Origin of the sequence: Limosilactobacillus oris DSM 4864, assembly GCF_001434465.1 — a bacterium.
Taxonomy (GTDB): Bacteria; Bacillota; Bacilli; order Lactobacillales; family Lactobacillaceae; genus Limosilactobacillus; species Limosilactobacillus oris.
The window spans coordinates 190657-202663 of the sequence record NZ_AZGE01000002.1; the positions used below are offsets into that span (position 1 = coordinate 190657).

Genomic DNA, 12007 nt, shown 5'->3' on the forward strand with positions numbered 1-12007 from the left:
GATTTACTGTTGACTTATTACTGTGTAACCGCTATCATAATAGTTGCAAGGTATTAAGTATTTACCTTCTAATCAATTCTCTTTCTCTCTTATGCCAATCACCGTCATTTTGACGGTGATTTTTCGTTTTAAAGTCCCTATAATGGTTAAGAGAAGGGAGAAGGACGTCTTGGAAAAACAACAGCAAGTATTAACACTGATTGAAGAAATTACTCGCAATGATGGGACGAGCTACTATGAGATTGGCAACATGGTCCATAATGGCCGGGCCGAACTGGCAGCCGAACGGGGCTTTATTAAGCAGGTTCGGATCCTCCAGCTTAATATTCCCCATTCCCGGAATGTGATTAAGTATGAGGACTATGTCAATAGCCACTACCAGATGCAGGATGAGTCGATGGACCACTGGGAGGAGTGGAAGCGAACCCCAGAAATGGACCAGGTCGTGGAAGATATTCTCAAGGAAAACCACGTCGGCTAGGAAATCATTAACCAGCGACCAGAGAACCGCTGATGGCTTTCAGTGCTTGTGTCCAGCCTGCGGTTAGGTTTACAGGCTCAACGGAAATGAAGTGGTGGGGAGCGTGACAGAAGTCATTTACGACTTCGTCTTCACGCCCCCGCAAGCACAAATAGGGTTTCAGAGTTCGGCTTTGCCGAGCACTGGAGCCCATTTGTGTACTGCGCTGTTCGCTTTTTATTAAAGTAATAGGACTTATGTCACAGCCCTTTACTGTTTTAAAAATAAAATACAGCAGCGCAGGAGATCGCTGGTTGGGGTACAATGAACCGGGTCAGCTCATTCTACTTCATTCGTCGTTTTTAATCGGAAAAAAGGCTATACAGTCGCTGGTTAAGCCAGTATAATTTTATGAGGAGTAAGAGAAAAGTGGAGGTTTTTGGAAGATGAGAGCAGCAATGCAGAGGCGCAGTCAATATATTACAGGTATTGATGGCCTGCGTACTTTAGCGGTACTAGGAGTGATTATCTACCACCTATTACCGAATGTACTTCAGGGGGGCTATCTGGGGGTTCCTCTTTTTCTATTGGTTTCGGGTTATTTTGTTACATATCAAGTCACGAAGCACTTTGATCGTGACGGGTCCTTCGATATTCGCGGTTTTTACAAGCGGCGGTTTAAGCGCCTGTATCCGGTAATGATTGCGATGCTGGTACTGACCACGGCGTATATCACCCTGTTTGCCCGTCCCCTGCTGCACCATATCAAGGCGACGGTCATTACCAACTTGCTTTGGGTTTATAACTGGTGGGAAATTAAAAATGGTCAGTCCTACTTTGACCAGTTTGGGGGCGCGTCACCATTTACCCACCTCTGGACCCTCGGCGTGGAGGCCCAGTTTTACCTGCTGTGGCCAATCATTCTCGTGTGGATGCTGCACCTGCTCAAGCGGCGGACGGTCAAGTGGCTGGTTCTGCTCTTGGCAATTTTATCAGCTGTCGAAATGGCAATTCTCTATGACCCGCAAAACATTAACCGGGTGTACTACGGGACGGACACGCGGGCCTTTTCCCTTTTGCTGGGTGCCTGGCTTGGTTTGACTTGGCCGCTGGATAAGCTGCCGCGCAACCTGATCCGCTCGGACGTGGAAAAACTCAATGGAATCGGGATTGCCGCAATTGTCCTTACGGTGATTGGCTTCTTCACGCTGAACGGCCAGAACCCGGCCACCTACCGCGGAGGGATGTTCTTTTACAGCATCGTCGGGATGGTTCTTGTGGCAATGATTTTACATCCGGGCGCTTCACTGAATGGCTGGCTGACGAACCGGTTCTTTTCCTGGGTCGGCAAACGGTCCTATGGGATTTACGTCTACCAGTACCCGGTAATGATTTTCTATGAGCGGTGGGTTCACGTGGGTTTGCACCCGCTGATTAACGCGGTGATCGAACTGCTGATTATTGCCATTATCAGCGAGCTGTCTTACCAGCTGCTGGAACGGCCGTTAGCCCACTATGATTGGACAAATGTCCGCCAGGATTTGTGGAATTTACGGTCCGTCACTTGGCAAGGAGGAATCAAATTGGCATTTAGTATTTTGACACTCGGAATTGCGCTGTTCGGCTTTAGTCAGCCGGATCACCAGCCAGCAAAGAACGTGGTTCAAGCGCAGATTGAACGCAACCACCAGCTGGCGGCGCAAAATAACAAACAGATTGCGGAGGGCAAGAAGGCCTCAACGGCTCAGCCAACGAAGCTGGAGAAGGAATATAACCTGACCAGCGACCAGGTCAAAAAACTGCAGAACGTTAAGATTACGGCAGTCGGGGACTCGGTGATGGCGGATGCCGCTAGCAGCATTCAGAAGCTGATGCCGCAAGCATACGTTGACGCCCAGGTCGGCCGGCAGGGAGCTGATACGCCGGCCGTGATTGACCAGCTCAAAGCCCAGGGCCACCTTAACAAAATCGTGGTTCTCAACCTGGGAACTAACGGTGCGATGACCAAGGAGACCATTAACCAAATCCTGTCGGGAATTGGGGCCGACCACCAGGTCTTCTGGATTACTGCCCATGTCCCGACGCGGCCATGGCAGCAAACCGTTAACCGGCAGATTAAAACGGCCGCTAAGCAGCATAAGAACGTTCACGTCATCGATTGGTACCAGGAGAGCAATAATCACGCTGACTGGTTTGCCGCTGACAATGTTCACATGGATGAACAGGGGAACGTCCACTATACCCGGATGATTGCCAAAGCAATTTTGAATAGTAAATAGGGGTGGCTTAATTGGTAGATGACGACCAGTTATTGGACCAGGCGGTAGATGTTTACCTGACCGGGTTGAAGGGCCTCGGCAACTTTATTTCTCAACCGTCTGCTGAGTACTCATTGTCGTTTGAGCAGTACATGATTTTACGGACGATTAGCAAACAGCCGGGGATTAAGCTGATGGAGATTGCCGAACAGCGCCAGGTGACCAGGAGCGCAGTTTCGCGCCAACTGCGGGTTTTGATGGCGAATGAGTACGTGCGTCAAAAGCCCGACCCGCGTGACCGGCGGCGGCAGTCTTTGACGGCAACACCGCTGGGAAAACAAGTTGAAGAGAGAATCAGTACAAAGGTCCAGCAACGGTTCAGCAGGTGGGTCAGTGTGTTTGGCAGCGACCGCGGCAAGCAGCTGTTGGACCTTCTAGCTGAATTTAACAAGCAGATCGTGCAAGGGGAATTGGATGAAGGTAAGGAGCAACGAGCAAATGATTAAGATGATTGCCTTGGACTTAGATAACACTCTTCTGAACAGCCGGAAGGAGATTTCAGCACGGAATGAGGCGGTGCTCAAGAAGCTGCATGAACAGGGGATCCACGTTGTATTGTGTACCGGGCGGCCGATTAACGCCATCTGGCCCTATATTGAGCAGCTGGGGCTGACTGCGGCAGAGGACTATACGATTACCTTTAATGGTGGCCTGGTAATCAACAACCTTACAAAGGAGCACCTGTTTGAGCGTGGAATGGCGAAGCAGGATCTCCAGCCGTTGCTGGGCTTCGTGGAAGCAAACGAAATCCCGCTGAATGTTTTGGACTTCGACCGGGTATACGAGCTGAATGATTTTCCCGGTTCGATTTACCGGACGGTCCTAAAGAACATCAAGTTTGAAAGCATCGCCAGCCGTCACCTGCCGGAAAAGGTATACAGCAAGGCCGTGATGGCAATCACCCCTGAGGAGTTGGCGCCAATCATCAAGCACCTGCCGGCCAGCCTGAAGCAGAAGTACCATGCGGTGCAATCGCAGCCGATGATTATGGAGTTCCTGCCGCTGGGCGTTAATAAGGCGGTGGGTCTCAAGGCCCTGCTAAGTCACTTTGGTGAGGACTTCAGCAACTTGATGAGCTTCGGGGACGCGGATAATGATTTGGAAATGATTCGGGCGGCGGCCCAGGGGATTGTCATGAAAAACGGCCTGCCTCAGGTAAAAGCGGCCGCGACGGCAATTACCGATAGCAATAATAATGACGGAGTTGCCAAGTATTGTGAGCGGTATTTTGCAACACAATTGTAATAAAAAGCCGGTTTAGCAGGCATAAAGGAAACGAATTTACGGGAATTTATTAAGAATTTCTTGTAAATTCGTTTTTTTAGTGGGGCCTTGTTCAGTAGTTATCACACTCGCAAAGGAATGTAATCCCAACGGGCAGTAAGGATTACTGGCTGCTGATAATTGGGTCGAACATAAGATTACAGTAGATTAACAAGTTCATGCCGAAAAAGGGGAAAGAGAAAAGAAGCTGTTACAAGATGGTAAAGTTCGCCGTGTAGTATAGAGAGCGTTGAACGAATAATCAGATTAATAAAGGATGGTTGTTTTACATATGAATACTAAGAAAAACTTAGTTAAAGTCTTTACTACTCTTGGGGTGGTTGCATTAGGAGTTAGCACGACTGCTGTGGTCGCTAACGCCGACATGGTTTACACCGTTCAAAGTGGTGATACCCTTTCGAGTATTTCTTACAAATTCGCCAAGGACAACAGCTTAATTAATGAAATTGCTAAGGACAACAACCTTAGCGATATTAACCAGCTGCACGTTGGCCAAAAGCTCCTGATCAAGGGCAACGGTGAGATTGCGCCGTTGAATGATAACGATCAGAATGCTGCTAGCCAAAACAGCAATGAAGACAAGGACGCGGCGCAGAAGACGAGCCAGTCCGCTAATCTCAGCAGCAGTGAACAGGCTGCCAAGGAATGGATTGCCCAGCGGGAATCTGGTGGCAGCTACACCGCGCAAAACGGGGTTCACTATGGTCGTTACCAATTAGACCTGGCTTACCTCGGTGGCGATCTCTCGCCGCAGCACCAAGAAGAAGTCGCCCAACAGTATATGCAAAACCGTTACGGCTCCTGGCAGGCCGCCCAGGCCCACTGGATGGCTAACGGTTGGTGGTAAACGGCCGACGAGCATTTCGGTAAATTTAGAAGTGATAAGAGAGTGGGAAATAACCTTCTCGACAGGGCGTATGGCTAACCTAGAACGATAGTTAGCACGGCACGGGCCGGCTAGCGTTCGTAGGCAAATAGCCTTGCTTCGCGGCGTTAGACACTAGCCCTGTGGTTACGACACGCAGTTAGCCTATTGGTTTCACACGTTATCTTTATAATAGTTAAGAACTAGCAAGAGGCTGGGAGAAAACCATCGTTTTCTCCCAGCCCTTTAGCGATATTCAGGGCAAAATTGATGCACGGGGTGGCCGAGTATGTTATGATACATAACGTACCGGGGATGTTTTTTGGATTCGACAGGTATAGGTCGAGTTTCAACTGCGTTTCGAAGGTTGCGTCTTCGTAAAAACGCTCAGTTTTAAATTATAACTGCAAACAATAATTCAAACTCTTACGCAGTTGCTGCCTAACAAGTAGCACGCGTAAATCTACTTCGGGTTCGTCCATGATGCGAATGTAGGTTTCATATCTTAGTGGACTACGCTCCCTGTTCCCGTTTGAAGCAGTGAGAAGAGATCAATCAAGCTAGCTAGTCATGGTGGCCCTGATCAACGGCGTTTTGGCTAGTGAATCCTAAATAGTTGAGATACGAACGTAGAGGTTGAAATGGCGATATGCTTGGACACGGGTTCGACTCCCGTCATCTCCATTTTAAAAGGCGTGGCTGATTGTCAATGGTGTTAAACGTTGACAATCAGCTTTTTATTTTCCTCCCGAAGTTGGCGGCGAAGCCCTTGGGAACAATCCACGGCCAATTTTCCTTTCCTGCTAGTGGCGGTACGGCTGGCTTGTTTTCCGCTACCGCTGTTCAAAGGCTAAATTGTCTAATCTCCTTTTAAATTTTCACGGGAGAAGTATATAATGATGAAAGATTAACTAAAGGGGGCGGGACGTCGTCGAAACTAAAGCAAGTATTATCATTGAGGATTTTTCAGCGCTCGGTCAGATTTCACTGGTGGCCGCAACGACAATTCTTCAAGCAATGGGGATTACGACCGCTCTCCTGCCCGCTACGGTCCTGTCCACCCAGACTGAGGGCTTTGCCACCCCAGTCGCCTTGGACACGACCAACTGGCAACAGGCGACTGCCCGGCATTGGGCCCAGCTCCAGTTGCCCTTCCAGGGGGCCCTGGTTGGTTACCTCGGTAGCGCCCAGGAAGTTCACACCGTCCGCCAGATCATCCACGATTTGGCCCCCAACCAGCTTGTGGTCGACCCGGTGATGGCGGACCAAGGCCGCCTTTATCCGGGCTTGCAGGCTACGTACCCCGCAGCCCTCTGCGACCTGTGCCGGGATGCGACCGTGCTGACCCCCAACTGGACCGAACTGTGCCTACTGACCGGGCAAAGCGTCAGTGAGCCCAACCCGGAAGACTGCCTGCACATGGCGAAACTGCTCCATCAGGGCGGCATTACCGGTCAGCTGGTCGTTACCGGGATCCACCAGGATGGCCGAATTGGCTCCTGGCTGGTCCACGGTGACCAGCTGCTGTTTAGCGGGACCGATTATTTCCCGGGACATTTTTATGGAACCGGGGACTGCTTTGCGGCACTCCTTTACGGCTACTTAACGCGGGGCAGTGGGTTGCGCACTGCCGTTGACCAGGCTACCCAGGCCCTCGCCGTCGCAGTCGAAGAGACCGCGGCCGTACCTGCGGGTGAGCGTTTGCTGGGAATGCAGCTCAAGAAGTTAGTGACTTATTTAACGAGGGAGAAATAGCAATGCAAAAACAAGTACAAACTAAAAAAATGACCTTGGCGGCAATGCTCTTGGCGCTGGCAATCGTCTTCGGCCGCCTCTTTTTAATTCCGTTACCGTGGACGCGGGGCAACGTGAACCTTTGTGATGCCGCCATTTTTATTGGGGCCATGCTGCTCGGTCCCTGGTATGGAGGTACGATCGGGGGCTTTGCCGGCCTCTTCTTAGACCTGATTTCCGGCTTTGCTCAGTACGCTCCGTTTTCGTTTATTGCCCACGGACTAGAGGGCTTGCTGACCGGCCTGGTAATGCGCTGGCTGCCAGGGCGTTGGGGCCGCTTTCTGGGCCTTGCAGTTGGAATTATTGTGATGGTGGTCTGCTACTTCTTTGCCGACTCGTTCCTGTACAATTGGGCGACCGGGACACTGGGGGTTATCCCTAATACCATCCAGGGACTGATTGGAGCATTGATCGCGCTCCTGTTTGCTAAACCCCTGCGGCGGCGCCTGAATATTTCACTTAAATAGAGTTAAAGGAGGATCATTGTGAATATACTGATGATTGAAGACAACCATTCCGTCTGTGAAATGATGGCAATGTTCTTGAAAAAGCAAAATTGGCAGTATGAGTTTGCCTATGACGGGGTGGAAGCGGAGGAAAAGTTTAACGCTGCCCCGGACAAGTGGGATGTCATCTTGCTGGACCTTAATTTACCCAAGAAGGATGGGATGCAGGTGGCTGCGAATATTCGGCGGGTTTCGCCGACGGTACCGCTGATCATGCTGACCGCCCGGGATACCGAGAGTGACCAGGTGCTTGGCCTGGAAATCGGTGCTGATGACTACGTTACCAAGCCCTTTAGCGCGATTACACTGATTGCCCGTATCAAGGCCCTCTATCGCCGGAGCCAGCTCGCTAAGCAGCCGGCAGAACAGCCGGGGACTGCTGACCGTGATTTTGATGTTAAAACCAAGAACTTCCGGATGAACACTAAGACCCGGGAAGTCTTTCTCTATGACCAGCAAATTGATGACCTGACACCAAAGGAATTCGACCTTCTCAAGACGCTGGCTTCCAAGCCACGGCAAGTGTTTACCCGGGAGCAGCTCCTCCAGCTTGTCTGGGACTATGAATACTATGGGGATGAACGGACTGTCGATGCCCATATCAAGAAGCTCCGGCAGAAGCTGGAAGACTTGGGACCACAGGTAATTAAGACGGTATGGGGAGTAGGCTATAAGTTTGATGACGAAGCTGACTAAAATGAAGTTAATGTACCGGCTGATGCTCAGCTTTTTCACCATCATCGTAATTTTGATGGTGATTTTAAGTATTTCCTTTATTAAGGTGACTAACCAGTCGATGTACCAGGATACCTGGCGGCAGCTCCGGCAGGATGCCGATAGTTTGGTCGAGGATTCAATTCGCTACGACCCGGTTGACCACTCCTTTGCCGGTTTTGTAACTCCTGCCCTGCATTCGGATGCCCGCTTGCTGAGCCATCAGGACGTTCATTTTGCCATTTATGGACGGGACCAGGAACAACTCTTTGCCAGCAACGGCTTTACCCCAACCATTACGGCTGCTAAGTGGGCTAAGCTGGAAAAGGGGGAGACCATCTACGTTAAGATGACCACTCCCCGGCTTTCCAAGCAGGTTGCGGCAACTAATATGCCCCGAATGACCGAAATTATCCGCCCTTACCGTAACAAGAACAAGCTGGTAGCTGTAGTAGCGATTGCGACCTTTGTGTCGCCGATTGAACGGAATATGCACCAGATCAAGCTGAACTTGTTAGTAGCGCTCCTCTTCGCCGGCTTGATGACATTGCTGGTCAGCTACTTCTTTTCCCGGTCAATTACCGTTCGGATCAAACGACTGCGTGAGCTGACCCACCAGGTTGCTAAGGGCAATTACGATGTCCGTCTGCGGATTTTGGGTAATGATGAAATTGGTGACTTGGGGCGGAGCTTTAACCAGATGACGGCCTCACTACAGAGTTCGCACGAAGAAATCCACTCCCAGGAGGAGCGGCGGCGTCAGTTTATGGCCAATGCCGCTCATGAAATGCGGACCCCGTTGACGACGATTAACGGAATCCTTGAGGGACTTCAATACGACGTGATTCCAGAAGAAGATAAGCAGCATAGCATCGAACTGATGCAGAATGAGACCAAGCGGTTGATCCGCCTGGTCAACGATAATTTGAATTACGAAAAGATTCGGACAAACCAAATTTCGATGGAACGAAAGCTGTTTGACGCGTCTGCGGTTCTCCAAAACCTCAAGGAGCAGTTAGGAAAGAAGGCCCGTGCGCAAGGCGACCAACTGGAATTGTCAGTGCCAGACGGTCTCTTGGTATATGCCGATTACGACCGCTTCGTGCAAATTATGTTTAATATTATCCAAAACGCAATTCAGTTCACGGAAAATGGTGTGATTAGGATCAGCGGTCAACAGCGAGGACACGGGACGCAGTTTGTCGTTCAGGATAACGGTATCGGGATGACAGCTGAGCAGCAGGACAATATCTGGGAACGCTACTATAAGGCCGACAAGTCGCGGATGAACACCAAGTACGGGGAGTCCGGGCTGGGACTGGCAATCGTTCACCAGCTGGTCCAGCTCCATGGCGGTAAAATCACGGTAACAAGTGAATTGGGCAAGGGGAGTACCTTTACAATTTTCTTCCCCGATAGTCAAACCGCCCTGCGTAACCAGCAAGCGAAAGATGAAAATTAAAGGTTTGTTCCAATAAGACCAATTTTTTATCAAAGGTTTCACTTACTATTAGTGCCAGCATTTTAACCGGTAGACCAAAATTTCCGGACTTGTGCAAGCGTTTCTAGTGTGATAGATTATCATCTTGTAGATTGATTGATAGGAGAGAATTGTTATGGTGTTAACTTATCTACTTGCATTGGTGCCGGCTGTCGGTTGGGGGATTATGCCCCTGATTACCGGTAAAGTTGGTGGCTCGACGATTAACCAGACCTTTGGAATTGGTGCCGGGGCCACAATCATTGGTTTGATTGCTTTCCTAACTGCACAGCTATCGGGTAACCCCGGTGCCGTGGTCGTTAGTGCTCGCGGCTTCTGGATTTCCGTTATTTGTGGGGCGCTCTGGTCGACTGGTCAAATTGGTCAGTTTGTGTCCTTCAAACGGATGGGCGTTTCTAATACTATCCCGCTATCGACCGTATTCCAACTGATTGGGAATTCCCTAATTGGGGTCATCATCTTTGGTGAGTGGCATTCTACGGCGGCCCGCCTGATTGGTTTTGGTGCTTTGCTTGTCGTAATCATTGGTGCCCTGATGACCTCCGTGACCGACGAAAGCTCTGGTAAGCGGGTAACGGTTAAGAACTTCTTCTTCCTGCTGTGCACGACTTTTGGTTACTGGGTTTACTCCGCCTTTCCAAAGATTCCATGGCTTAAAGACGAAAAGTCGTTGGGAATCTTTCTGCCAGAGATGATTGGGATTTTGATTGGTGCTGTGATTTACACTTTTGCTTCTGGCAACGCGAAGGCCTTTAAGCAAAAGGAGCAGTATTTAAACATCTTCGGGGGCCTTTCCTGGGGAATCGCTGCCCTAGCCTATATCTTTGCTGGCCGGGCGCTTGGGGTCAATGTGGCCTTTGTCTTTACCCAGATGAACGTGGTAATCGCCACTATCGGGGGAGTGTTAGTATTACATGAACACAAGACCCGCCGCGAAATGGCCTTTACGATTGCCGGAATTATTTTGATTGTCGCCGGGAGTATCTTGACGGCATTTGCCCACTAAATAATTTCCCGGGAAATCAATAGAAATAAAACAACTAAGAGGCTGAGAATCAACTCAGCCTCTTAGTTGTTTTAAAGGTGATAATACTAGAACGCATCAGCGGCGGTGGGACGCTTTAATATGGGAAACTGCCTAGGTTATCGTCTTCAGTGATTTGACGGACTGCCTTGGCAGGAACACCGAGTACCAGCGAGTTGGCCGGCATATCCTGTGTAACGACGGCGCCTGCGCCGATGACACAGCCGTCGCCAATTGTGACCCCTGGGCAGATTGTGACGTTGGCAGCTAGCCAGCAATTGCTGCCGATCGTAACGGGTTTGCCGTACTCGTAATCAGCAAAGCGGCCGTCTGGAAGCTGTCGTGGGTTACGCTGCTGGTAACGGAGCGGGTGCATGGCGGTAATAATGGAGACGTTCGGGCCGCACATGACGTTATCGCCAATGGTGACGGGACAGGTATCGAGAATCGTTAAATTGGCATTGGCGTAGAAATTATCACCAAGCGTTGTAAAACGCCCATAGTCGACAAACATGGGACCCTGAATATAGGTGCTAGCACCATGGTTGGGGAATAGTTTTTCGATAATGGCTGTTCGTTCGACGGTATCTTCATCCGTAGTCAACGTGTAGTCACGGCACAGGCGGTGAGCGAAGTGGGCGAACGCGTCTAACTCCGCAGTGGCTGGGCAATAGGGCTTGCCCGCCAGCATTCTCTTGGTATTTTCTTCCATCTTAATTCACTCCTTTACTGTTCTAAATACTATTATGGCAGTGTTTAGGAGCCTCTACAAGCACTAAACAAATTTGCCCTTTCCGATTGAAACCGACTACATTATCCGCTATTATGATTAAGTAAAATAATTTATTTTAGAAAGAAGCGCTTATAATGACACAGGTAAAATTCGATAGCAGTGCTTTGAAACAATTTGTTCATGACAACGAACTCGGTGAAATGCAGGCAATGGTCAAGGCCGCGGATGATGAACTCCGCAACGGGACCGGTGCCGGGGCCGCTTACCGCGACTGGCTCCACCTGCCAAGCGAGTACGACAAGGATGAATTTGAGCGGATCAAGCAAGCCGCTAAGAAGATCCAGTCCGACTCCGACATCCTGGTTGTCATCGGAATCGGGGGCTCCTACCTCGGTGCCCAGATGGCAATCGACTTCCTCCACAATACCTTCTACCAGGCGCAGGACGCCAAGGACCGGAAGTACCCACTGGTCATCTTTGCCGGGAACTCCCTCAGCTCGACCTACGTTCACGACCTGCTTCAATTGATCGGTGACAAGGACTTTTCCGTCAATGTCGTTTCCAAGTCCGGGACGACGACCGAACCGTCCATTGCCTTCCGGATTTTCAAGAAGAAGCTGATTGAAAAGTACGGCCTGGAAGAAGCTAACAAGCGGATCTACGCCACGACCGACAAGGCCAAGGGCGCATTGAAGACCGAAGCCGATGCCAACGGCTACGAATCATTCGTCATTCCTGATGGGGTCGGTGGTCGTTACTCCGTTCTCTGCCCGGTTGGTCTCCTGCCAATCGCCGCTTCTGGTGCCGA

The 12007-nt window shown here is 50.3% G+C and carries 12 protein-coding genes and 1 other RNA gene; 12 read left to right on the forward strand and 1 reads right to left on the reverse strand.

Annotated elements, in window-relative coordinates; genetic code table 11:
- Positions 1-142: 142 nt before the first annotated feature.
- From FC49_RS02395 to FC49_RS02440, 11 genes are all read left to right on the forward strand, one after another.
- Complete coding sequence (locus tag FC49_RS02395; RefSeq protein WP_418287931.1) at positions 143-481, forward strand: hypothetical protein; 339 nt, start codon at positions 143-145, stop codon at positions 479-481.
- 425 nt (positions 482-906) lie between these two features.
- On the forward strand, positions 907-2739 hold the full coding sequence (locus FC49_RS02400) for an acyltransferase family protein (RefSeq protein ID WP_056984015.1): 1833 nt from the start codon (positions 907-909) through the stop codon (positions 2737-2739).
- An 11-nt stretch (positions 2740-2750) separates the two neighbouring features.
- A complete protein-coding gene (locus tag FC49_RS02405; RefSeq protein WP_003714135.1) occupies positions 2751-3224 on the forward strand; it encodes a MarR family winged helix-turn-helix transcriptional regulator in 474 nt (157 codons plus the stop codon).
- A complete protein-coding gene (locus FC49_RS02410) occupies positions 3217-4023 on the forward strand; it encodes a Cof-type HAD-IIB family hydrolase (RefSeq protein WP_003714107.1) in 807 nt (268 codons plus the stop codon). Before FC49_RS02405 ends, FC49_RS02410 begins: the two co-directional genes overlap by 8 nt.
- Before the next feature lie 310 nt (positions 4024-4333).
- Positions 4334-4909, forward strand: coding sequence for an aggregation-promoting factor (apf, locus tag FC49_RS02415; protein WP_003715932.1), 576 nt, complete (start codon positions 4334-4336; stop codon positions 4907-4909).
- A 329-nt stretch (positions 4910-5238) separates the two neighbouring features.
- Positions 5239-5614, forward strand: a transfer-messenger RNA (tmRNA) gene (gene ssrA, locus FC49_RS09735).
- Positions 5615-5917: 303 nt separating this feature from the next.
- A complete protein-coding gene (locus FC49_RS02420; protein ID WP_056984016.1) occupies positions 5918-6682 on the forward strand; it encodes a PfkB family carbohydrate kinase in 765 nt (254 codons plus the stop codon).
- 2 nt (positions 6683-6684) lie between these two features.
- On the forward strand, positions 6685-7188 hold the full coding sequence (locus FC49_RS02425) for an ECF transporter S component (RefSeq protein WP_056984018.1): 504 nt from the start codon (positions 6685-6687) through the stop codon (positions 7186-7188).
- Positions 7189-7206: 18 nt separating this feature from the next.
- Entirely contained in the window at positions 7207-7923 is a 717-nt protein-coding gene (locus FC49_RS02430; RefSeq protein ID WP_056984020.1) for a response regulator transcription factor, read from the forward strand.
- 1 nt (position 7924) lies between these two features.
- Positions 7925-9403: a sensor histidine kinase gene (locus FC49_RS02435; RefSeq protein WP_003714132.1), complete on the forward strand. Its 1479-nt coding sequence runs from the start codon at positions 7925-7927 to the stop codon at positions 9401-9403.
- 154 nt (positions 9404-9557) lie between these two features.
- Positions 9558-10448: a GRP family sugar transporter gene (locus FC49_RS02440; RefSeq protein ID WP_056984022.1), complete on the forward strand. Its 891-nt coding sequence runs from the start codon at positions 9558-9560 to the stop codon at positions 10446-10448.
- 115 nt (positions 10449-10563) lie between these two features.
- On the opposite strand, the gene FC49_RS02445 is transcribed toward FC49_RS02440, so the two are convergent.
- A complete protein-coding gene (locus FC49_RS02445) occupies positions 10564-11178 on the reverse strand; it encodes a sugar O-acetyltransferase (RefSeq protein ID WP_056984024.1) in 615 nt (204 codons plus the stop codon).
- Positions 11179-11333: 155 nt separating this feature from the next.
- On the opposite strand from FC49_RS02445, the gene FC49_RS02450 reads away from it, so the two are divergent.
- A partial coding sequence (locus FC49_RS02450) for a glucose-6-phosphate isomerase (protein WP_478212002.1) occupies positions 11334-12007 on the forward strand: 674 nt, incomplete at its 3' end.

Bases quoted from the DNA above. Each gene is read 5' to 3' on its own strand.
- FC49_RS02440 (WP_056984022.1), top strand. From the start codon at position 9,558: ATGGTGTTAACTTATCTACTTGCATTGGTGCCGGCTGTCGGTTGGGGG.
- FC49_RS02435 (WP_003714132.1), top strand. From the start codon at position 7,925: ATGAAGTTAATGTACCGGCTGATGCTCAGCTTTTTCACCATCATCGTA.
- FC49_RS02395 (WP_418287931.1), top strand. From the start codon at position 143: ATGGTTAAGAGAAGGGAGAAGGACGTCTTGGAAAAACAACAGCAAGTA.
- FC49_RS02445 (WP_056984024.1), bottom strand. From the start codon at position 11,178: ATGGAAGAAAATACCAAGAGAATGCTGGCGGGCAAGCCCTATTGCCCA.
- FC49_RS02425 (WP_056984018.1), top strand. From the start codon at position 6,685: ATGCAAAAACAAGTACAAACTAAAAAAATGACCTTGGCGGCAATGCTC.
- FC49_RS02400 (WP_056984015.1), top strand. From the start codon at position 907: ATGAGAGCAGCAATGCAGAGGCGCAGTCAATATATTACAGGTATTGAT.
- FC49_RS02410 (WP_003714107.1), top strand. From the start codon at position 3,217: ATGATTAAGATGATTGCCTTGGACTTAGATAACACTCTTCTGAACAGC.
- apf (WP_003715932.1), top strand. From the start codon at position 4,334: ATGAATACTAAGAAAAACTTAGTTAAAGTCTTTACTACTCTTGGGGTG.